We start from the raw sequence: 20,876 nt of genomic DNA, 5'->3' as shown, positions 1-20,876 counted from the left end.
CCTATTTGGAGGAATGAAACATGTTTGATTTTAGTAATTTATTTAGCGAATTTGCCCCACAGCTAGTTTTTATCTTGGTGGTGGTCGCAATCTTTATGGCCATTGCAGCGTTTATGACTCAAGGGATCGGACGAGCAATCGCATCGATTATGTGTGTGCTTGTATTGATTGCTTTAATTATTGTCCTTGATAACGCATGGGAAATCGGAAACTGGTTCAAAGACCAATTCTTTGACCCTTCCGCTTCAAGCACAGCCATTTTTCTATCTCGTTTTTACTTGTGAGGGATAACCAATGGAATATAACTACACAAGAGAATGGAAACAGCCTCATAAAGTCTATGCCATCGGTGCAATCAATCTGAGTCGCTTTTTTTCTGAAGGGGTCAAAGTCTCATTTTTGATTGGTTTCGGGGTCATTGCAGGACTTGTTTTTGGCTCCTGGCTTCTCTCTTTGGTGTTTGGGATTACTTTTTTAAGTAATCTCTTTCGCCAAACATGGATCGTTCTCATTTTCTTCCTGAGCGTTGGTTTGTGGGTGCTGTTTAGCTTGTCATGGGATAAGAAACGCTTCTCCTCTTTTCTGATGGGGCGATTTAAGGCAACCGCAAGAGGAAATACGCAAACAGAACATGGTCATAAAGTAGGCTTCATGGAAACCCCATTTCAGTTTGTAGATAAAAGGAAAAAAGGACGTGTCTATCAATGGAAACCCAAGTAGCCTACGCACAAACCCCTCAAGACAGCTGGTTTCGCAACTTTATCTTTATGAAGGACGGTCATGTTTGGGTAGCCTATGTGATCGATAAGACATACTTTCCATTGAATGAACCAGAATTTTTTAAGCCTTATATCGATGATGGACAAGAACTGTTTGCCCATGATGAATATGAATACCGGGTACTTGATATCTCTGAGCGATTTCCTTTGAAGAAACAGTTCGACACAACAAAAACAGAATTGGTCCGTGGCCCCTTAAAGGGCATTGGCGATTACTATTATGACGAGGCCTTCAGTATTTTGAATCAAGAATTGAAAATCTCTCGATCAAAAACACTCTTATTAGTTAAGTTGACAAATAAGCCTATTCCAGTAGATCCAATCGACTTCATTCGACTATTCAAAGATGATTTTGCCAAAAAGGTTCGTGAGGTAGTGACCGGTCAACCGGCACAAACCCAAGTAAGTTCTAAGGTTTATATTGAAAAAGAAGAAGCATTGTACCAGGATCTTTTACATGCCAAACGTGTCCGACGTGCAAAGGAAACAGAGCTGAAAAAAATTCAATACCACCTCTATCACCCCAACACAGCTGTCATTCCAGAAGAGTTCAGCGACGCTGAACTGACCGAGGGGATCGTGACGATGCATAAAGGGTATTTGACCATTGAACAGATGGATCAAACCCACTATACCGTCTTTCTTCCACTTGTGGGGATGCCAAGCTCGCTATTTGGCAGTGGCTTTATTCATGAAGTGAAGAGCAGCTGCTATTTTCCGATCGATATTTTCACCCCAGCACGCTTTACCCCGACGGAAAAAGATATGAAGCATGTCCGGAAAATGTTCAAGCGAATCAAAGAACAAATGGACGATCATGATACGGCGAATGCCGAGTTAGACGACGATGAAGTGATTCTGATTGGGGACGAACGATTGAAGAAACTTCATCATGATCTAAAAAGAGAAAACCGACGAAAAGTCGGTTTTTCTCTTTGGTTTATGATCAGTGCCGATTCCTTAGAAGAGCTTGAAGAACGAATCGATCATTTAAAACTCGTCTTCAAAGGCACGGACTATAAGCTTTATCGTCCACTGGTCGATCAACTGACCTATTTCTATCAAAGTCAGCTAGGGGCGCCTTATACCTTCTTTGACTATGAACAACATGCTACAACAAGCTACCTCATGGATTTAGGCTTTGATCTCTTCAGAACAGTCGGAAATAAATATGGTCTTCCACTTGGGCGAATTATCACTCATAAGGATTTTAAAAATGTCAAAGAAGCGATTCAGTTCTCAAGTAACTTAGTCTATTTTTCACCTCATTTAACGAAGAAAAATGTTGAAGGAAGTGTCCATGCCAACGGGAATACCGTCATTACAGGACCTTCAGGGGAAGGGAAATCCACCCTGGTCAAATATATTTTCCTTTGGCTTTTATTCTTTGGTCAAAAGACCCTCTATATTGAGCCAAAGAACGAAATGGTGAAATATGTTCACGATGCCAAACGCAAATATAGTCATTATCCCGAGTTTGTGGCGCTTTGTGATAGTATCCATTTCCTTACCTTATCAACGGATGATCAATACCGAGGCATCTTGGATCCATTGATGTTATTACCTGGGGAACAAGGCATGTTAGAAGCAAGACAAGTCTTGTTTCAACTAGGAGAAGTGAATCAAGACCCGTCAAAAGCTGCTCGCTTGAAGCGAATCATTATTGATGCCGTCGAAGCGGTGGATCAACAAGCAGACCACCGGCACCTCAGTGCCGTCATTGACCTGATCCGACAAGAGGATAAAGATTTGGGGGCAGTATTAAACAGCTACAAAAAAGGGATCGGGAAAGTCATTATTGGAGATGATGATAGTGAATCCATTGGGTTTCATTCTCAAGTCACCGTTTTAGGGATCCAAGGACTATCCTTACCAACAAAAGAAGAAAAGGAATATGGGAACTTGGGACCTGATAAAATCGCTAGTGAAGCGATTATGGACGTGATCATGCACCTAGTATCGATTTTCTCAACGAATATGGAAGAGGATGCGAGTGTCATTATCGATGAAGCCAAAGGGTTTATGGATACGCCACGTGGAAAATACTTGGCTGAAGACAACTTGCGTAAAGGGCGGGCGTATGGAACGGATATGACGATCCTCATGCAGTCATTCGCCGATTTCGACAAAGAAACGGCGAATGATCTGATTTCCTATAAATTTGCCTTTAAACCAAAAGCCAAGGATCAACAAGAACAAGTTCTCTCCTTTTTTTGCATGTCCGTCAACAAAAGCAACAAAGAACGGATCGAATCCTTGAAGCAAGGAACCTGTCTGTTTCAGGATCATAAGGGCAGAAATCAAGCCATTGCGATCGATGTCTTATTCGCAGAATGGCTTGAGGCAATCAAATCGACCGATACGTCCGATGAAGGAACACAAAAAGCTTTAGCACTTGAGCAAGAGGATGAATTCTAGAAAGGAGGAACTTATGAAGAAAAAGTGTCTACTGTTTCTTGTCTTACTGTTTTCGTTCATCGGATTCAGTGCGTCACACCCGATTCAGGCAGAAGCGAAAACAGAAGTCATGTATGTAGCCGTCAGCGAAGAAAAAGGCTTTCCAGTAGTGAACAAAGAGCCGACAGAAGACAAAGATGAAATCTACAATAGGTATGAAGAAAACTCCTTTTCTTTAATGAATAAGGAGTTTTCAAGCCTGAATAAAATCAATGAATTTCGCCAAAACTTAGATTCCATGATCAAAAATTGGGTGTGGTCGGCTGCTTCAGCAATCGGGCGGTTTAACGCACGAATGGTCAAAGGTCTTTTCTCCTTGGATCTAGCGACGCAAGTGAAAGAACCCTTTCAGGAATTGTCTTTAGACTTAGCCAACTCCCTGGTCAACGTGGCCACAACCTTTGGTTTGGTTATGGTTGCCCTTTTTATGGTCATTAAATACGCAACGACCGGACAATTCTTTGAGGCCGTTAAAATCTTTGGACTAGCGATTCTGACGATGATCTCCTTTGCGATTTTTACGGATCCAAAAGGCAATGAGTTTTTCTTTGACGGCGTAATATCAATCGATCACCAGCTAGAAAAAGCTCTTGCAGGGGTCAATCCCAACTTCAAGCCGGAAGGACAAACACACTTTGTTCCTGGAAATGGCGAAGAGGATGACAATGATTTAGCGAACCGATTGGCTGCAGAGGTCTTTTACAACAATGTGTATGTGCCATATCTTTACATGCAATACGGCACTGCAGATGAAACCGAGATACGAGAACAAGCCATTGAGTACAACGGTCAAAGTTTCGATCGTATTGGGTCATTATTAGACAATGATTCTGCTTCAGAAGCCCAGGTAGCGTTTGTAGAAGACGTGACAGACTATGAGGTGGACGAACTAGGAAATACGAATCCGATCTATACAAACGCCTTTCGATGGACCGGACTTGCGTTTTTGTATGTGATCACGAACGGACTTCAGTTTTTCATTTATGGATTACTAGGAATCGTACGAATTGCCTTTCAGTTCTTATTGGTTGCGATTCCCGTCTTTTTCCCGATCGCATTGATATTTGCCATGGTGATTCAAGGAAAAGATGTCTTAGGGAGTTACTTCAAAGGGCTTGGGACGATCATGTTTATCAAAGGTGGGATCAGCCTACTGATGGTGATTTTTATGAGCTATGTGACATTGGCTTATAGTGTAATGAATACCCAAACAACGGATCCGCTAGACCGTGTCATTACGTTTATTGCTTGGATCTTAGCACCGCCATTTCTTTGGACCTTTCGACGATTCTTGGGCATTATCTTCACACCTGGACCCTACGCAAGCAAATTAAGTCGTATGGGAACAGCTTTACGACACCCGATTCAAGCAAATAGGCAAGCGAAAGCTGAACAAGCAGCGCAAAAGGCTGCACGTCAACAGCAACGAGAAGATGCCAAAGAGCGGTATAAGAAGAAACAAGCTGCAGCTGAAAAGAATGGTGCTTCCAATCATGGGTTGAACGAGGTAAACAAGAAAAATAAACCTGAAAATGCCCTTAGGGCCGAACGAAACAAAGCCGCAGAAGCGAATAAAAAAGCTGAATCTACGGACAAAGAAAAAGATGCGAATGGCCAAGATTTGAATAAACCAACGGACAAAGACAAGCAGGACTTGCGCGCCCAACGCACCGCTCGTAAAGAAGTTGATCCAAAGGCTTCAGAACAACCAGAATCAGATGACAATGAATTGAATAAGACAAATGGTCAATCTGGACTGGTCAGTGATCGACGCCAAAATAGACAGCAAGCCGCAGATTCCCCTCAACAATCTACGCCTACTCCTGAAGAAGCGTCGTCTCAAGACTTGAATAAACCACGTCAGGGACAAGAAGAATCGGAGAAGCGGACAAAGCGTAAGGAACAGTCAACTGGTTCTGGGGAAGCGCAGGGCAGAGAGAAACAATCAGAACGATCCTCTTCTAAGGAAGCTGCCGTTGGATCCAAAGTCGCTAAGACAGGAAAGCAGACACCTGTTCAACAACGTCAAGAACGTAGTGAAACGACGCAAAGTACTTCAGATGTTGGCGCAAAGACAAAGAGTGTCGAAACTAATGCTCGTCAAGTAGATCGTACCACAGGAGAACTTTCGTCGAATCAAGGGTCAAATTCAACGCATACAAAAGGACAAACGGTTCGAAATCCAGCGAAGGCACCGAAAAAAGAACGCGGGAAATCCACAAAGAAACAAGCAACGAGTAATGAACAAAAACATGCCGGAGCAGACAAATACCTTAAGAAAGACAATCAAACCGTCCGTCAACCAGTGAGGAGAAAGTAACTATGAGTATATGGAATCAAGGAGCATTTGACGCCGCCTTTTCAGATAAGTCCCCTTCAGGAGGCGGCGCAAAAGAGCCACAAGGAAAGTTAAGTCAGATCAGCCTAATCGTTTCTGGGCTGTTGTTGGTCTTCTATCCTTTCACGATTGTCGGGCTCATTCCTTTTTTCTTTTTGTACTGGATCAGTCAAAAAGAAAAGAATGGCGCTTTAGGGAAACGTGACTATATCCCCTTATTTGAACGATACCTTGTGCTATCGGCCGTCGTTTATTTTGGTGGATTACTCGTCAATTTTCTTCTAGCGTTTCTTTGGACACCAATTATTTACCTCAGCTGTTACAACTTCTTTCCGCTTAATTTCTTACCAAACAAGCTGCCATTTACCGTTGGCAGCTTGTTTGCGTTGCTGATTGGATCCGTCACACAATGTGCGTTTTTTGCGCTTGTCGTTGGATTCGTCAGCAAACGGAAAGTAAAGTCCAAAGAAGAAGAACTATCAATGATTCGAAAAAGTAAAGACTACAAGAAACGAAAAGAGAACAAGTTTGACATCGTGAAAGAAGAAAATGAACGATTTAAAGAAGAACAAAAGCAAGAAAGAACTCAGGCACGAGAACGAAGAGGCATGGGTGAAACCACGACCAAAGAACCGCCTTTGTTCGTTGGTGTTGAGGAATTCGGTCATCCTTATACCATGTCATTTTCTGAGTTGAATCAACACGCGACCTTTACCGGAACAACAGGGAGTGGGAAAACCACCTTAAATATGATTTTTATCGACTATGCGATCGAACACAATATTCCGATCTTGTACATCGATGGAAAAGGAGCCAAAGACACCTTAGAATCGATTGAGGGAATCGCTAATAAGTACGGAAAATCAGTCAAAGTTTTTAGTGATACGGAAAACGTCCGGTACAATCCTATCAAACACGGGAACAGTGTTATGGTTCGGGACCGATTGATCACACTTGCCGAAACGGAAAGTGTCTTCTATTCTGGTGCAGCGAAATCACTGATTCAAGCAACGATTCAATTCTTAGACTTGTTTGGAATCGATCGTACGCTTCAACAAGTGTCCGAGTATTTCCTACCAAGAAATGTGTTAATGAAGTTTTTGGCTACGCAGCTAGACGAGAAAAAAGACTTACTATTCATGGCAGTCGAAGAAAAAGAAGAGAAGAAAAAGAAATCCACTTCAAAGAAAAAAGAGACGGAAGACAGCGAGGAAACCGATGACCAGCGAAAGAAAAATCGTTTGGAAGAGTTGGATATTGAAGATGAAATCAGTAGTGATCCCGTCGGTGAAACGTTGATTGAGATCAATCCAGACCACTTGCCATTAGAAGATCTGTACTATTTGATCCGGCGCTTTCGCTATCTTCTTCCCCAAAAAGAAAAGGATATGTTCAAAAAATTGTTCATGCGCTACGAACATAAAGACAATCCATTTTACCTTTATGCCACGTCAGAAGCCCTGCAGACAAACATCAATATGTTGATCGATAGCGAGCTAGGATACCTGTTTGATACATCTGAAGAAGGTGTTGAAGAGCTTGATTTATTGAAAGACAGCCAAAATAATGAGGTCATGTTTCTGACATTGAACGGGTTGGTATACAAAGATTACATTAAAACGCTCGCTCAATTTTTTGTTTCCGAAGTGAATTATTTAGCTTCTGAGAATTATATCTACAGTGAATTTAAACCTTTCTTACTTGTTTGTGATGAACCGTCTGTCTACATGAACGATTCATTTTTAGATACGGTAAACAAAGGAAGGGGAGCCGGACTTCATACAATTTTCAGCCCACAGATGTTAGCAGACATTGATCGAAGCGATCCAATACTGACAGAACAGATGGTTGGTAACTGTAACACGTACTTCATCGGGCAAGTCAATTCAGGAAAAGAAGTCGATCAATGGACGTCTTTAATTGGAACCTATAGCGACGTCGAGAAGACCTCAATGGTGGAACAAGAGCATGGATATAGTGATGTTGAGAAGACTGATTGGGTAGCTTCAAGAGGAACCGTTCGTAACGTTCGTAACTTTTCAGTCCATCCAGACGAGTTCAAAGATTTACGTCAAGGCGAGTTTGTGGTCTACCGAAAATCTAAAAGCGTACGTGAACAAGCCGTGCGTGTGTACGTTACAAATCCAGCTAATCGATGAAATTTAATCATGTTTTTTTGGAATAGCCTTGGAATAGCTTTGGAATAGGGTTGGAATAGCCTTGGAATCGAAGACCGTGGGCGCCTTGCCGCTGAACGTTGTCACACCAAGGTTTATTCTTCCTTTTTGCTAAAGCAAAATTCCTGACCATTTACGGACAACGTGGGAAAAATCCCCAGTTTTACCGTAAATGGTCAGGAACCGGAAAAATAAACCAGTGACAACAGCGGCAAGGCACCCACTAAGCAAAACAAATCATGATAGATCAAAGTAAGAAGAGTAGATAAGTGGAAGATGTAAAAGATTAAAGGGATCAACCCCCTACCCCCATTCATGGGGGTCTCTAACTATCACCCTCCGCCCTCTTTCAATCATTGAAAGAGGGAACTTACAACTACCCCTTGCGCCAACGCCCCTTCACCAAGTCTTGAAGGGGCTGGCACAGAACCATAAACCTAAATGAGATAATGATGCCTTAGTTTTGATTGTATCTTAGTGTAGTCCGAACCATAACCCAGAAAAAGATAGCCTACACTTTTACTAGATAGCTTAAAAAACATTGGTTCGAGGCAACAACAACCCCTTGCGCCCGCGCCCCTTCACCAAACCTTGAAGGGGCTGTCGCTTTAACTCGCTAGACATTCGCGGATTGGTTTTAGTTTGTTTATTACTCCAAAATAGATATGAAAGGTACTGATTAAAATTCGAGAACTCCTTTACAGTAAACACAATGAATTCAGAACGGAAAATACAGAATGGCTGATTCTAAACATGTTACATGAACTAAGAATCATGACAGCAGACCAAATGATGAAATTAATAAATCTTGAGTATTCATATCAACTTAGTTCAGTATATAACAGGGTATCATCATTGTTGAATCACGAGTTAATTGATTTTATACAGATTCAAGAAGAATCTAATTTGCGTTATTTCTTCCTGACAAAAAAAGGACACAATTCTATTGGAGGCATTTACTCTTTTCCAAAAGTCCCAGAATATAATTTGAAACACCATATAGAGGTCTCTAATTATTTAATCGAATCCATTCGCATGGCAAAAACAAGGCCAACATTTTTGCTGGCTCAGTCAGAGCGTAGGCAGATGTACGAGAAGAAAGATATGTCCAAAGCAAAAAAAGGAACGCTCTTTCATGTTTCAGATTATATTTTACGATTTGAAAACAAATTGGCTGAAGTTAGTGACTGGCATTTTGAAATTGAGCTGACGCTCAAATCTCAAAATCGATATACCAGGGCAATCTTTCCGAAATACCTTCGCGTTCTTACTCAGAAAAAAAATGCTCAATTAATCTATGTGACACCCAGCAACATAATTTATAATTCCCTGGACACATTCAAAGAATACTTTATATTGAAGCAACAAGACGAAAAATTAAAGATAGATCCTACAGCGTTTGATCGACTGCATATAGTATCCAGTAATGAATTTACTTCAGTCTTGGAACGAATGTTAGATGAAAACGACTTTATCAATGAAAGATAAAATCTAAAGAATGGAGACCATCTTTGAACGCAACGACTATTATTTTATCTAAATATTTTCTTTGTCATGAGATACAACAGTATGCTCGATGGATACGATCGTGGTAATTTTTGAGGATCAGTTGCATTAGGATAATTTTTTTTGTTGCCCCGACACTCCGACCGCCTCCACCGCTTACGGGGCAACAAAAAAAGGAAAGACAAGCTTTCCAGTTTCGGCGTTTATGTAGTTTTTTCAGCGGTTTGATGGTATAATAAGTATGTAAAGAGGAGTTGCGTCAACAACTCCCCTATGACAGCACCGATTAAAGAACGGTGGCGAGTATACTATATCAAAAAGAAATAGCTAGTCCTCGGCTAAAGTGACGGCTATTTCTTTTTGTCGTTTTTAAGCAACTTGACAACCAGACTGATCAAAGCAATGGTAAACATACCAAAGCCAAGGATGGTCTGAATTGTTTCGTATGCAGACAAAAGGCGTCTCCTTTCATAAGATATTGGAAGTACGCTCATACGCACCACCTCACTTTCAATGGATAGCCACCGTCATTAAACTTTACTGTCAACTACTATTGTTAGGAACAAAAAGCCTATGATGAAGCAAGTAAAGATTAACAAGTACACCCCAGAAGGACGAAAGCTAATTCACAACCAGCTCAAGTACATTATGAAAATTGAGCTGACTTATCTCAGAAATAATCCTATTGGCGGCGAACGAGGAACGATTGAACTTAATGACAATCGGCTCGCGCTCTATGTTGCCTAAAAGGGAAAATGTGCGATAACAGGACGGTTATTAGTGGAAAATGAGTGGCATTGCCATCATAAATCCCTCTGGTCTGAAACTCATGACGACAGTTACAAGAACCTTGTTCTCATCCTGTCTAATGTACACAAGCTCATTCATGCGACTAAATTGGAAACGATAGCGGAATATCTATTGCGGCTTCGGCTGGACAAAGAGCAAATCGCCAAAGTAAACAAACTCCGACTTGCCGTTGGAAATACTGAAATTCACTAAAAAGAAACAGGAACAACCTGCCATAACAAAAAGACTGAAAATAAATTAGTTTGAGAAAGAATCAGAAAATCATTATTAAGAGGGAACGCCGTGTGAGGTGAAAGTCTCACGCACGGTGCGGATCGGGGGAAAGCTGAAAAGACAATTTGCATGGGCGAACACTTAGTAGACTACCTATCGATATTCGTATTAGTAGGAAGATTAACGAGAGATCCAGAATTAAAATTTACACCGAACGGTGCTGCAGTGGCCACGTTCACTTTGGCCGTGAATCGAAATTTTACCAATCAAAGCGGTCAAAGAGAAGCTGACTTCATAAATTGTGTCATTTGGCGTAAACCAGCCGAAACCCTTGTCAATTACGCAAAGAAAGGGACGTTTCTCGGCGTGACTGGACGTATTCAGACAAGAAACCCTCAAGGACAGCGAGTGTACGTCACAGAAGTCGTGGCAGAGACGTTTCAATTAATGGAATCAAAAGATGTGTCTGAGCAGCGTGCGAATGAATCCAACGAAACAGCTGAAAAAAGCAAACCGACACCGTCGCCGCTGCCAAAACAAGAAACGGATCCATTTGCACAAAGTAGTACGGCCATTGATTTACCAGATGATGATTTGCCATTTTGAGAAGCAAAGACGAAAAAAAGATCTGGAAACCCCAGGTCTTTTTTGATATAAAATTCAGGTTCAAACGACAACTGTTTGTATCATCTATCATGAAAAGAGGAATAATGTTCGATTATTTGATGTTCACCAATTTGAATTGCCTGAAAAAGAGGTGATCGATTGCGAGAAAACCAAAGGAGAGATCGGATCGATGCTCTCTAGTTATCTTGTTTCAAGAGAAAGGATGGGATTGACGAGAATGCCGCCGATCCATTCAACGTATTCGCTCTTAGACAAAGATATACCAGAAATCAAACACTCTAGCTTTGTTCAAGAAAATCAGCAGTTCAAACAAGAGTTTCTTTATTTTCACCACTTGTTTTCTTTGGGGCTGACGGCCATTAGCCATCCATATAAACCAGAGATCACCGATAGGAGACGAAAGATTTTTTGATGCGTTTTGTCTACGGATTATCAATCAATCATGTGAGCGATCGGATCCATTATCAGAAAAATGTGATCGTCGATGATTCTCAATCCAGCTTACTGCAGTTTGCGAATGCTTTGTCTATTTTAGCTTTAAAAGAACAAGAGATCTCTGCCGAATGCTGGTATTTTTTCTATTGATCACTTCGGGTTGTGTCAACAACACGGTTTCTGAAGGAGCGGTGGTGGTGGCTGGAGCGACTGAAGGAACAAGCTTATCGGCTTAAATAATGTCGATAAAAAAGCGCTGAAAACCTAGATTTATCAAGGTTTTTAGCATGGGTTATGGTATAATAGGAGTACAGTAAAGTTTGTGACGGTGGCTATCTTTTGGAAGGTGGTGATGCTTATGAAAGTAAGTGTTCACTCTTTAGAAAGGAGAAGCCTTTTGTCTGTAGCTGAAGCATTAGGGCTAATGATTAGTTTCGGTTCTTTAATCGCAACGATCATCTTTGGCATCCTAAGAGCAGTGAAAAATGACAAAAACATATTAAGATTAGTTATGTAAGCTAAGGCATTGGCTTACATAACTAATTTTTTTATAGTTAAGGTGAAGAATAATCCGAACGGTTATTAGAACAATAAGTCCGTACAAAAAACAGGGTATCTTTACTATCTCTAATTGAATCAGTTTTAATATGTTGGATCTATAAGATCGTGTATAAGAAAGTGGAATCGCTAGAGCTAGGTAAAGTTCTTCAAAAATTTTATTTGGAGGTATATTTATGAATTACACTGCAGCGTTTGATGTTGGTATGGGGAAAAGTTATATGGTTTTATATGATGAACAAGCGTGTATACTTCAAAAATGGATTTCCCACTCAAAAGAATCTTTCATGCAATTAAAAAGGTTGTTTGATGTACATTTCTATAATGAGTTTGATTCACTAGATATAGTATTTGAAGCTACTGGTGTGTATTCAAAACCCTTAGAACGATTCTTTCTAACCGAGGGTTACCGGTATTCCAAATTTAATCCTTTAGAGGCAAGTTTCCAAGCAAAGACACTGCGAAGAAATAAAAATGATAAAGCTGACGCGCATAGTCTTGCTAAATCTTATATGGTAAATAAAACGAACTTCTATAAGTCATCAGACAAAAGGTATGATGAACTCAAACAATTATCACGATACTACTCCGAAATAGATGAAGAACTTTCTATCTTAAGAGGGCGACTTCACAGCTGTATTCAAGCCACTTTTCCTGAACTAGAACAATTATTTACAACAAAGAGTCATTTATTCTTAAATATTGTTCAAATCTACCCACATCCTCAGTTAATCCTTAAGGATTCTAAAACTATTATAAAAAATAAGATAATAAAACATACACAGAAAAATATTTCTTCCTCACGTGCTCAAAATAAAGCTAAGCTTTTGATTGAAGCAGCTCAAAATAGTTATCCTGCGGTAGACGAGCTCCATCCTGTAATTCTTCAAGTGCAACATTACGCTCGTAGATATCAAGAACTAATGACCCAAAAAGATGAGATTACAGACTTAATGTATACTCTCACCAAGGGACTTCCAGAATATGCTATTCTACTAAGTTTTCCTGGAATTGGCGTTAACTCTGCAGTAAGAATAGTTGCCGAATTAGGTGATATTCGACGGTTTGATAACTCAAAACAAATCAATGCATTTGTAGGTATTGACGTAAGAAGGTATCAATCCGGAAAATTTCAAATGCGGGATAAAATAAATAAACGTGGAAATAAAAAACTTAGAAAGATTCTTTACTTAGTTATTTTGAATATGATTCGAAATAAATCGACAGAGAAGAATCACATTAAGGAATATTACTATAAATTAAAGGCTGATCCAATGAACAAATGTCACAAAGTTGCTATAATTGCTGCTATAAATAAGTTGCTAAGAACGATATTTTACTTAGTTAAACAAGATGTCCTGTATGACTATGAGAAGGCCATAACGCATTAAAATTTTTAATATAAGGGTGAGAGGTTATTTGTTATGCTCTTTTTTATGAGAAAGTAAATAAAAAAGAAACTAGTTCCACCTAAGGAAAAAGTTTCTTTTAACTATTGACTAATCGTAAGAAATAACCGTCTACTTTAGCAGGTCACGGTTATTTTCGTTTAAATAATAGTACTGCCACCGTCTTAAACGGTGCTGTAGGGGAGTTGTTAGCGCAACTCCTCTTTACATAGTAATTATAGCAATATTTCAGCGAAATATCAACCTTTTGCTCTACAGAGATAGTGTCAAGAATTTGTTGGAAAGTAGATTTCTCCAAAATTAAATTTTATTATTGAGTGTTGATTTATTAAGGTTTTTTACTGCATAGCACTGGCTATTCGTTTACTTGTTCCAGTAATTAATCTATTTTCCAACAAAGGAAATTAGGCAAGAAACTGTTGATTGGTTCAATGAGTCGCCATAGCTTTTTAGAATTTACAATTGTGCTATATTTTTAATATAGGTAAAGTACTTTCTACCTACGAAAAATTAATTAATGAAGAGGAATCCTATTATGAAGCTAATCCCATACAATCAATCATTTCAAACGAATATTGAGAATTACCATTTAAACGATCTGTCATATACCGCACTGCCCAAAGAAATTCTCAAAGATTCACCAGAAACTTTTTTTCCTGTACTTTGTTTTGAGAAAGATCAATTAGTCTGTTTTTTTATTTTAGATAGCGGGAAAGACAAGTTTAACTACACAAACGATACAGATAGTTTGTTACTTAGGGCATTTTCAACTGATTCTTTCCAAACGAAAAAAGGATTTGCCACTTCCGCATTAAAGAAGTTACCAGCGTTCGCTAAAAGAACGTTTCCATCAGTAAATGGTATCTATTTAGGTGTAAATGTAAAAAATAAATTAGCCATTCATTTATACGAAAATGTGGACTTTAAAGATACAAAAAGAACATTTGCCGGACCTAAAGGAATGCAAAGGATATTCACTTTGAGCCTCCAGTAGTAATGTCAATTATAAAGAACAGGCAGCTTATTCATCAACTTAATCTTACCATAAAAATTGATCCAACACAGGTTCTTTACTGCATAACACTGACTATTCGATTACGTGCTCCAGTAATTAATCCATTTTCCAACAAAGGGAATTTGGCAAGAAACTGTTGATTGAATTCTTTTTTTTGTCCAATCACACGTCTATCCAAACGCTTAATTCGGGTTTCTTTTTGAAATTTTTTATTTTCATTCTCTAAATAGATCAATAACTTTCCTTGGTTTTTTAGAAATACGCGTAACTTTGCTATATTGTTCGCGCCAGTTTTACTCCAGCCCAAAGGGCGGGAACTTAAGCGAGAGGATAAAACATGGCTTACATGACTATCATCGCTACAACCAATATAATCCTCATTGTGTTGCTTTTGAATAGCTGCCCAATTTCCTAGTAAATAGCTTTGAGCATTGAGAATGTTCTTTCTTTGATTCTCTGAAAGCGTACCATCCTCTAAGCGACTCTTAAAGAAGGCTTTTACATATTTTTTCTGATTTTGATCGATCCAATCAAGTAGGATGGCTGTACATGAAAGCATGCCAATACAAGCTTTTTTCACATATTTTATTACATGAAATCGGTCTAAAACAAAAATTGTTTTCGGAAGATATCTCATACCTTCCTTGATCCATTTCGCTCCATCTCCAGAAAAATAGATTTTTTCTACTGATTTCAAGTTATATGAATCATCTAAGTAGCTGTATACCTCTTCCCAAAGACGTTGGCTATCTTGGTAGAGACCACTGAAATAGTGACAATTTTTTAGCTTTTTCCGTGTCGATCTCCCAGGAGCCTTCTCATAACCTTCATGAACATAAACTAATTTCATAAAACGGTTCACCCCATCCTGATAAGCAACATGATCTTCGTCAGCTTCAATATAGAGCACCGCTGGTGTCTTACTTTTTTTCTGGTAGGAACGATTAAATTTCCATATCTACACGATGAATCATGTTTTTTATGGTTTCTTTGCTTGTGATTCCTGTATGTTGAAATTGAGTGACCGTTTGTTGGTATGATCGATCGGAAGCGGTTTCTAGAATTTTGGTTTTTAATCCTAAATCTACCCGCTCATACGGGAGTATGTCTAAATACTCGTCTAGTAGATAAGAGAAATGGACATCTTTTTTGTGTTTGTAATACGTACGTCTAAGTTCTATTGGTCCAAGCATCGTGGCACAGATTTTTGTGTCTTCTCTGCGCTGAATATACCATTCACGCTTTCTAACAGGGGACTGACGTGAGGTAGCGTCAGCTTCGGCAATCAACGTTTCAACCATGGAGGTACCGATCTCATTGACGCACGTTTGAATATTTTCAACAAGATCAGTAAAACTCATTTCATGATTTTGTATACCAATAAATTGTTTTACCATTTCTTGACTGATTTTTTCAGCAGCTTGTTGTACAATGTTCATAAGAGATTCCTCCTTGATGATGTTTTAAGGTTTCAAGCACCTTCATTCTAACACATCGGGAGAAATCTCTTTTTTTGTTTTCCAACAATTATTTTACGCTAACCGCTACAGACGTGCCTTGCACGTCTATTTTTTGCCCTCCTAAGTGGTGGAGGTGGCTGGAACGTGGAGGGCAAAAAAGATCGCTTTTATCTCTTAAAAAAGGTCTAAGTACCACCATTGTTCCGAAATTTAACCATCCATCAAGCTGGGAATTCGGTTACTGTATCAGTCATTTATTTCATAGCAAAACACTTTCAAATTGGCTAAAATCAACTTTTTTGATTATAAAGACGGATAATGACCCAACAAATCAATCAGTAGAATAAACGTATCAAGACTTGAATAAAAGATTTAGGCCTGAATCGTTCAGGATGAACCAAATGATTCAAAAAGATACGATTTATTTTGAAGATTGTTTAGAAGGAATGAATAGAATACCAGATGATTCGATCGATGCGATAATCTGTGATTTACCGTATGGAACGACAGCTTGTGCGTGGGATAGTATCTTGCCGTGGGATCGCTTGTGGGCGCAGTATTTGCGAGTCATAAAACCTGAAGGTGCGATCGTTTTATTAGGTGCAGAACCTTTTTCTACTCAACTGCAAATGAGTAACTTCAAGGATTACAAGTATGATTGGTATTGGGTGAAAAATACGGCGACCGGCTTTGCATTTGCGAAAAAACAGCCGATGAGATCAGTGGAAACGATCTCTGTGTTTTCCCAAGGATCTGCGATCTATTATCCTCAAGGACTGCAATGGATCCAACAACCTAAGATAAGAGTGAGAAATACCACGGAAGGCTCGATTTATCAGTCAGAATCCTTGGCAGAAAAAGCGTATGTTCAGGAATACACAGGTTATCCGAACAATATTTTGCGTTTTGATAAAGAATCAATGCACACTTTCCATCCAACTCAAAAACCAGTGAGTCTATTGGAATACCTGCTTAAAACATACACTAAGAAAGGAGATCTCATATTAGATAACTGCATGGGAAGTGGCACGACGGCGGTTGCTTGCCTAAATACAGAACGTCACTTTATCGGTTTTGAAACAAATGCCGAGTACTACACGAAAGCAATCGATCGGATTCAAAAAAATGTGTCCCAGCTGAATCTTTTCGAATAAAATCAAAAAAAAGACGATAATAAATTGTCGTTATCGGTATACCGTGGTATAACAAATGGAACGGTATACCGATGTATTTAATTTTTAGAAAGGATCTATAACTATCTGAAGATCCGGTATACGGATAAAAAAAGGGAGGGATCACTACTGCAAAATAAAAAAGCACTTATTCTGAGTGGGTCAGAACAAGTGCAAGTAACAAAACCGTGCAGAGAATGCTACTACTCAAAATATACCATAATTGTGAGTAGTGGCAAGTTTTAATTGTCATACTCCTTTCAGGAGGAAAAAAGATGTACGCAGATAAAGATAAGATAGAATGGTTGCTTTTTGAAAGTGGAAAATCATTGTATGAAATTCAAAAAAAATCAGGAGTTGCCGCAACAACTGTTGCAGATCTTGCTCATAAAAGGTCTTCTATTGAAAGAATGCGATTTGATAATGCTGCCAAGCTTACAAAACTTGCGGATCAATTAAAAGAAGAAGCCATTGAATAATCAGAGCTTGATAATGAAACTCCTTATCTCTAGGAGGAAAAATAATGAATGCCGTTTTAAATAAGAAAAAATGTACTGTGATATTTGATCACTATGAAGATAATAACAATGTAGCGATTCAACTGACTAAGAAATGATGATGTCAGTCTGAAGAAGAGCTAGTTGCCACGGCCACGGTGAACACGAGTATCGGAATCAAACAAGATTTCGTCGCAATCAAAGGGTGGTCTGAAAATACGGGTATTGAAGAGGTACTGATAGAAGCTGGTGTCATTTGTGAGGAATCTGTAGTGGCAATTCCTTGTGGCATGGCTGTTGCAAAAGTCTTTCCTCTTACAGAAGAAGCAAAGGAAGTCATGAAAAACAATCAGTAGAAAAGAGTCCGTTCAAAGCTGCGGCGAGTGTGATTTACGCTCGCTGCGTCTTTTATCAAATCTACGATCGTTTCAATGAAGGAGAGCGAGTTATGGCCATTGCAAAAGGAAATACACGTCTTCCTGTAACGCTTAATGAAAAGAGAAAGCAGGGACTGAAGCACTTGAACACCAAGTACAAGAAAAGTGAATCAAAATTAATGTGTATCGCTTTAGATATGTTGCTTGAGCAAGAAAAAGCGGGATTTGAGATTCCTGCGCTCAGAAAGTGACCGCACTTTATTTTCTATTTCATTGAAGTGCTATCACTTATCAGTGAAACCGTTATCCAATACGTGGTAAACCAAAATCAGACAAAAGGTGAGATCCAATGGATGAAAAAGCCAAAAAGAAAATCGTAAAATTATTAGCACTTGCAAATGATGCCAATGACGAGGAATCGATGTCAGCTTTAGCAAAAGCTCAAGAGTTGATGCTTCAGCATAATATCGATGAATCAGACGTTTTTCATTATAAGCAAGAACAAAAGTCAGAAGCAGTGATCAATACGGTGATTTATGAAGGCCGGCCACAAAAATGGCTTTACCGTTTAGCGAGGATCATTGCTAAAAATTTTCGTGTCCGTTACTATTATCAGTCCGGAAAACCGATTGAACTTCACTTTGTTGGGATCGAATCAGATGTTCAAGTCGCACAGATCACATTTGAATACGCCCGTGGTAGTGCCAGCTACTGTGCAAGGCAGTTTCTTCAGATGCCTGAGATCAGACGGAAATACAAACGGAAATGGCAGTTAAAACAAGACTATTTGGAAGGATACTTGAAAGGTTTGTCGCAAACATTTCGAAAACAAGTGCTGACAAACGGCTATGAATTGGCTTTGCAAGTACCTGAAGTGGTTCAGGCTGAAGTCGAAAAAATTGGACTGGTACCTGGGAAAGATACCTCTCACACCGTGAGGGATCGGGAAGCATTTTACTCCGGTTATGCAGAAGGTGTCCGTTTTAAGGATAAGGATCGATTAGGTGCTTAATCGTATGTTGAAAGGGGACTTATAAAGATGGCTGAAGAAAGACAATGTTACGGTGGGCAATGGAAAGTACCAATAACGCCCTACAATCGGCGCTTATACTGGCCGCCTAGCTGGATCAAATGTGATTGTGGTGAGTTAGCAAAACAAGTTCGTGTCAGAAAAGGGGACGTTCTTTATCCTAATGGTCATTATTTATGTAAAGAGTGTCAACGAGAGTATCAGAAGGTCGATGGAAGAGTTCACTTTATCCTGGTCAAACCAGATGAAGAATGATGTAGGCGGTAAACTATCTTCTATTGAAGATAGAAGAGAAAAGGTTTGGACAGTGATCGTTTTCAACCATTTTTCTAAGGAATTGATGGGCTTTTTGAGTAACGCTGCGATGGTTGAAAATTTGCAATTTACACAAAGAAAAGAAGAGTTAGGTATTTTTAAGGAGAACGAAGCAAAGGCAATCCTTGATTCCATACATGCGTTAAAAGATGAAGAGTATGTGATCCGCAAAACTTTTACAGATAGTGGTCATGTAGACTGGGTATCTGGAACGTATTTTGATTTTGAGATTGCAAAAGTGACGTTCGAATAATCACTGAAGGAACGGTCAAAACCGATTAGAGGAGGAACAATAATGGAGGAATTATTTCTAAACAAGGAACACATTGCCAGGTTTAATTGCATGATGGAAGAATTGGGCTTTACAGATCTTCGAGATCCTTATTGGCGTATCTTGGTTTTTATCTTCACTGGTGATGAAAGATTATTTAACCAACGTGGCTCGATGGTTAATTTTGTCCAAAAAGAAATCAATAGCGACCTATGGTTTGATGGCACTTTATCCGGTGGGGAGCAACGACTGGTTGCTTTAGCCTATAACTTGTTTACCAATCAAGATTTCTATGAATTCGAAAACGGCAAGAGGTATAATATTTCGCCATTAGAAGTTTTTCTGGTGTTGATGAGACTGGTTATCAGCTGGCCAAGAATGCGATTGATATTAGACTATAGTTTTATTAAAAGTGATAAGAAAATTTAGTTAAAATAAAAACTCGTAAAATTATGTTAAAAAAGGCGAAACTTTATTTATGTTTTTAAAAAATTATTTAGTCTATAAGTTGACAATTATATCGTTAGTGATAGTATAATTTATAGACTATATATTTATTTATCTAGTGTGTGTCTAAATAAAAAATGATCAAGGAGGAATTTTTTATTATGAAGAAGAGCATTAAGAAATTCGTTAGGTCACTGTTGGTAATTGGTATACTTGGTTTAGGTACTGTCACAGCTTTTGCGACCACATTTGGAAGTAGCACTAGTGGGGCATCCACTAAAGAATCTTATCAAATAAAATATGATGGCGCTGCGTGGAATTATGGATCATCAAAATATAAGTCGACTTCATTTAAATATACAAGAGATAATAAAACTTTGATGAGTAAGACAGCGTATTCTTCAAAAGTTACGGGGTCAGTTTGGGATGATTTAGCATGGGGAGATAAGTATACGACGCATTTTAGTTGGTCACGTGGCGCAAAAAGATAAGAGAAAACTTAACTTGACTCTGTAAAAATTCAATTGAAAAGTTAATTCAATAATTATAAAAATATTTCGGGCCGAATAGATTTCATCTATTGGCCCGATTGTGTATTTAAATATTTATTAGGAGTAGAATATGAGATATTCTTTATACAGAGTAGGTGAAGCTTTTGAAGCTTTTATTATTTATTTAGTAATCTTTACTTCAAGTTCAATCCTTATACACTTAAAATATATGAATATAGAAAATTCGTTTATATTACAATCTTTTTTTAAGAATATTACCGACTATCAATTATTAATAAACATTTTTTTTACATTTTTGATGATAGTGTTTCACTATCAATTTGTAAATCGGAAAAAACAGAGATAATTTGCCGTATACTTGTGGGAGATACTTCTAAAAAATAGTATCTAGGTATATATTGAATAGTCTATCTATTCTCGTATTTAGTTTCTTGCTTTCGTTTTTATTAAACGTGTATCTAAACAAAGTTA

24 protein-coding genes are annotated in these 20,876 nt (G+C 38.7%); 21 read left to right on the top strand and 3 right to left on the bottom strand.

Translation table 11 applies throughout. The features are described 5' to 3' along the window. Window positions 1–20: 20 nt before the first annotated feature. The 6 genes from FJU10_RS17570 (at window position 21) to FJU10_RS17545 (ending at window position 9,239) form a co-directional block, all read left to right on the top strand. The gene (locus FJU10_RS17570; RefSeq protein ID WP_016620957.1) at window positions 21–284 is read left to right on the top strand and encodes a hypothetical protein; all 264 of its coding nucleotides are present in this window, start codon (window positions 21–23) and stop codon (window positions 282–284) included. Between the two features lie 10 nt (window positions 285–294). Next, entirely contained in the window at window positions 295–720 is a 426-nt protein-coding gene (locus FJU10_RS17565) for a TcpE family conjugal transfer membrane protein (protein ID WP_140966553.1), read from the top strand. Then, window positions 705–3,197, top strand: coding sequence for an ATP-binding protein (locus tag FJU10_RS17560; RefSeq protein ID WP_140966552.1), 2,493 nt, complete (start codon window positions 705–707; stop codon window positions 3,195–3,197). Before FJU10_RS17565 ends, FJU10_RS17560 begins: the two co-directional genes overlap by 16 nt. Window positions 3,198–3,210: 13 nt before the next feature. Continuing rightward, window positions 3,211–5,556: a hypothetical protein gene (locus FJU10_RS17555; RefSeq protein ID WP_140966551.1), complete on the top strand. Its 2,346-nt coding sequence runs from the start codon at window positions 3,211–3,213 to the stop codon at window positions 5,554–5,556. A 2-nt stretch (window positions 5,557–5,558) separates the two neighbouring features. After that, window positions 5,559–7,733, top strand: a complete 2,175-nt coding sequence (locus FJU10_RS17550) for a TraM recognition domain-containing protein (protein WP_140966550.1) — start codon at window positions 5,559–5,561, stop codon at window positions 7,731–7,733. A gap of 792 nt (window positions 7,734–8,525) precedes the next feature. Further along, window positions 8,526–9,239: a hypothetical protein gene (locus FJU10_RS17545; protein WP_223273131.1), complete on the top strand. Its 714-nt coding sequence runs from the start codon at window positions 8,526–8,528 to the stop codon at window positions 9,237–9,239. A 368-nt stretch (window positions 9,240–9,607) separates the two neighbouring features. Here the strand turns inward: FJU10_RS17545 and pepG1 are convergent, their stop codons facing one another. Then, window positions 9,608–9,751, bottom strand: a complete 144-nt coding sequence (gene pepG1 / locus FJU10_RS17540; RefSeq protein ID WP_074934757.1) for a type I toxin-antitoxin system toxin PepG1 — start codon at window positions 9,749–9,751, stop codon at window positions 9,608–9,610. Between the two features lie 658 nt (window positions 9,752–10,409). On the opposite strand from pepG1, the gene ssb reads away from it, so the two are divergent. The 6 genes from ssb to FJU10_RS17510 all read left to right on the top strand — a co-directional run bounded on the left by ssb (window position 10,410) and on the right by FJU10_RS17510 (window position 14,303). Continuing rightward, window positions 10,410–10,886: a single-stranded DNA-binding protein gene (ssb, locus tag FJU10_RS17530; RefSeq protein WP_140966547.1), complete on the top strand. Its 477-nt coding sequence runs from the start codon at window positions 10,410–10,412 to the stop codon at window positions 10,884–10,886. Window positions 10,887–11,076: 190 nt separating this feature from the next. Beyond that, window positions 11,077–11,319 (top strand): hypothetical protein, encoded by a 243-nt coding sequence (locus FJU10_RS19550; RefSeq protein ID WP_223273130.1) that lies wholly within the window; start codon window positions 11,077–11,079, stop codon window positions 11,317–11,319. Beyond that, entirely contained in the window at window positions 11,316–11,492 is a 177-nt protein-coding gene (locus tag FJU10_RS19545) for a hypothetical protein (protein ID WP_223273129.1), read from the top strand. The genes FJU10_RS19550 and FJU10_RS19545 overlap by 4 nt, the downstream gene beginning before the upstream one ends. Before the next feature lie 208 nt (window positions 11,493–11,700). Next, complete coding sequence (locus tag FJU10_RS17520) at window positions 11,701–11,859, top strand: putative holin-like toxin (protein WP_223273128.1); 159 nt, start codon at window positions 11,701–11,703, stop codon at window positions 11,857–11,859. A gap of 217 nt (window positions 11,860–12,076) precedes the next feature. Next, window positions 12,077–13,291 (top strand): IS110 family transposase, encoded by a 1,215-nt coding sequence (locus FJU10_RS17515; protein WP_140966545.1) that lies wholly within the window; start codon window positions 12,077–12,079, stop codon window positions 13,289–13,291. A gap of 553 nt (window positions 13,292–13,844) precedes the next feature. Next, the gene (locus FJU10_RS17510; RefSeq protein ID WP_140966544.1) at window positions 13,845–14,303 is read left to right on the top strand and encodes a GNAT family N-acetyltransferase; all 459 of its coding nucleotides are present in this window, start codon (window positions 13,845–13,847) and stop codon (window positions 14,301–14,303) included. 76 nt (window positions 14,304–14,379) lie between these two features. Here FJU10_RS17510 and FJU10_RS19540 read toward each other — a convergent pair whose 3' ends face one another. Beyond that, the gene (locus FJU10_RS19540; protein ID WP_140966543.1) at window positions 14,380–15,282 is read right to left on the bottom strand and encodes an ISLre2 family transposase; all 903 of its coding nucleotides are present in this window, start codon (window positions 15,280–15,282) and stop codon (window positions 14,380–14,382) included. Continuing rightward, window positions 15,269–15,763 (bottom strand): UPF0236 family transposase-like protein, encoded by a 495-nt coding sequence (locus tag FJU10_RS19730; protein ID WP_140966542.1) that lies wholly within the window; start codon window positions 15,761–15,763, stop codon window positions 15,269–15,271. The genes FJU10_RS19540 and FJU10_RS19730 overlap by 14 nt, the downstream gene beginning before the upstream one ends. A 422-nt stretch (window positions 15,764–16,185) precedes the next feature. Here FJU10_RS19730 and FJU10_RS17495 point away from each other — a divergent pair, with 422 nt between their 5' ends. From FJU10_RS17495 to FJU10_RS17455, 9 genes are all read left to right on the top strand, one after another. Continuing rightward, window positions 16,186–16,938 carry a DNA-methyltransferase gene (locus tag FJU10_RS17495; protein WP_140966541.1) on the top strand — a complete coding sequence of 251 codons (753 nt, stop codon included), beginning with the start codon at window positions 16,186–16,188 and terminating at the stop codon, window positions 16,936–16,938. Window positions 16,939–17,231: 293 nt separating this feature from the next. After that, a complete protein-coding gene (locus FJU10_RS17490; RefSeq protein WP_140966540.1) occupies window positions 17,232–17,435 on the top strand; it encodes a hypothetical protein in 204 nt (67 codons plus the stop codon). A 176-nt stretch (window positions 17,436–17,611) separates the two neighbouring features. Then, window positions 17,612–17,809: a hypothetical protein gene (locus FJU10_RS19535; RefSeq protein ID WP_223273127.1), complete on the top strand. Its 198-nt coding sequence runs from the start codon at window positions 17,612–17,614 to the stop codon at window positions 17,807–17,809. A gap of 92 nt (window positions 17,810–17,901) precedes the next feature. Next, window positions 17,902–18,081: a hypothetical protein gene (locus tag FJU10_RS17480; RefSeq protein WP_010748127.1), complete on the top strand. Its 180-nt coding sequence runs from the start codon at window positions 17,902–17,904 to the stop codon at window positions 18,079–18,081. 98 nt (window positions 18,082–18,179) lie between these two features. Next, window positions 18,180–18,842: a DUF2786 domain-containing protein gene (locus FJU10_RS17475; RefSeq protein ID WP_140966539.1), complete on the top strand. Its 663-nt coding sequence runs from the start codon at window positions 18,180–18,182 to the stop codon at window positions 18,840–18,842. Window positions 18,843–18,869: 27 nt separating this feature from the next. Continuing rightward, window positions 18,870–19,115, top strand: coding sequence for a hypothetical protein (locus FJU10_RS19530; RefSeq protein ID WP_140966538.1), 246 nt, complete (start codon window positions 18,870–18,872; stop codon window positions 19,113–19,115). Continuing rightward, window positions 19,072–19,428, top strand: coding sequence for a hypothetical protein (locus tag FJU10_RS17465; protein WP_140966537.1), 357 nt, complete (start codon window positions 19,072–19,074; stop codon window positions 19,426–19,428). The genes FJU10_RS19530 and FJU10_RS17465 overlap by 44 nt, the downstream gene beginning before the upstream one ends. A gap of 42 nt (window positions 19,429–19,470) precedes the next feature. Then, a complete protein-coding gene (locus FJU10_RS17460) occupies window positions 19,471–19,875 on the top strand; it encodes a DUF6075 family protein (protein WP_223273126.1) in 405 nt (134 codons plus the stop codon). Between the two features lie 179 nt (window positions 19,876–20,054). Continuing rightward, window positions 20,055–20,384, top strand: a complete 330-nt coding sequence (locus FJU10_RS17455) for a hypothetical protein (RefSeq protein WP_140966536.1) — start codon at window positions 20,055–20,057, stop codon at window positions 20,382–20,384. The last annotated feature ends 492 nt before the right edge of the window (window positions 20,385–20,876 follow it).

The organism is Enterococcus sp. OL5, assembly GCF_006491895.1.
In the GTDB taxonomy this organism is placed as follows: Bacteria; Bacillota; Bacilli; order Lactobacillales; family Enterococcaceae; genus Enterococcus_D; species Enterococcus_D innesii.
The sequence above is the reverse complement of the archived record's forward strand: the minus strand, read 5'-3'. Positions and strand labels throughout refer to the sequence as shown.

Bases quoted from the DNA above. Each gene is read 5' to 3' on its own strand.
- FJU10_RS17460 (WP_223273126.1), top strand. From the start codon at position 19,471: ATGGAGGAATTATTTCTAAACAAGGAACACATTGCCAGGTTTAATTGC.
- FJU10_RS17565 (WP_140966553.1), top strand. From the start codon at position 295: ATGGAATATAACTACACAAGAGAATGGAAACAGCCTCATAAAGTCTAT.
- FJU10_RS17480 (WP_010748127.1), top strand. From the start codon at position 17,902: ATGGCCATTGCAAAAGGAAATACACGTCTTCCTGTAACGCTTAATGAA.
- FJU10_RS17570 (WP_016620957.1), top strand. From the start codon at position 21: ATGTTTGATTTTAGTAATTTATTTAGCGAATTTGCCCCACAGCTAGTT.
- FJU10_RS17490 (WP_140966540.1), top strand. From the start codon at position 17,232: ATGTACGCAGATAAAGATAAGATAGAATGGTTGCTTTTTGAAAGTGGA.
- FJU10_RS17550 (WP_140966550.1), top strand. From the start codon at position 5,559: ATGAGTATATGGAATCAAGGAGCATTTGACGCCGCCTTTTCAGATAAG.
- FJU10_RS17455 (WP_140966536.1), top strand. From the start codon at position 20,055: ATGAAGAAGAGCATTAAGAAATTCGTTAGGTCACTGTTGGTAATTGGT.
- ssb (WP_140966547.1), top strand. From the start codon at position 10,410: ATGGGCGAACACTTAGTAGACTACCTATCGATATTCGTATTAGTAGGA.
- FJU10_RS17560 (WP_140966552.1), top strand. From the start codon at position 705: ATGGAAACCCAAGTAGCCTACGCACAAACCCCTCAAGACAGCTGGTTT.
- pepG1 (WP_074934757.1), bottom strand. From the start codon at position 9,751: ATGAGCGTACTTCCAATATCTTATGAAAGGAGACGCCTTTTGTCTGCA.
- FJU10_RS17465 (WP_140966537.1), top strand. From the start codon at position 19,072: ATGGAAGAGTTCACTTTATCCTGGTCAAACCAGATGAAGAATGATGTA.
- FJU10_RS19530 (WP_140966538.1), top strand. From the start codon at position 18,870: ATGGCTGAAGAAAGACAATGTTACGGTGGGCAATGGAAAGTACCAATA.
- FJU10_RS17495 (WP_140966541.1), top strand. From the start codon at position 16,186: ATGATTCAAAAAGATACGATTTATTTTGAAGATTGTTTAGAAGGAATG.
- FJU10_RS17475 (WP_140966539.1), top strand. From the start codon at position 18,180: ATGGATGAAAAAGCCAAAAAGAAAATCGTAAAATTATTAGCACTTGCA.
- FJU10_RS19550 (WP_223273130.1), top strand. From the start codon at position 11,077: ATGCTCTCTAGTTATCTTGTTTCAAGAGAAAGGATGGGATTGACGAGA.
- FJU10_RS17520 (WP_223273128.1), top strand. From the start codon at position 11,701: ATGAAAGTAAGTGTTCACTCTTTAGAAAGGAGAAGCCTTTTGTCTGTA.
- FJU10_RS17510 (WP_140966544.1), top strand. From the start codon at position 13,845: ATGAAGCTAATCCCATACAATCAATCATTTCAAACGAATATTGAGAAT.
- FJU10_RS17515 (WP_140966545.1), top strand. From the start codon at position 12,077: ATGAATTACACTGCAGCGTTTGATGTTGGTATGGGGAAAAGTTATATG.
- FJU10_RS19730 (WP_140966542.1), bottom strand. From the start codon at position 15,763: ATGAACATTGTACAACAAGCTGCTGAAAAAATCAGTCAAGAAATGGTA.
- FJU10_RS17555 (WP_140966551.1), top strand. From the start codon at position 3,211: ATGAAGAAAAAGTGTCTACTGTTTCTTGTCTTACTGTTTTCGTTCATC.
- FJU10_RS17545 (WP_223273131.1), top strand. From the start codon at position 8,526: ATGACAGCAGACCAAATGATGAAATTAATAAATCTTGAGTATTCATAT.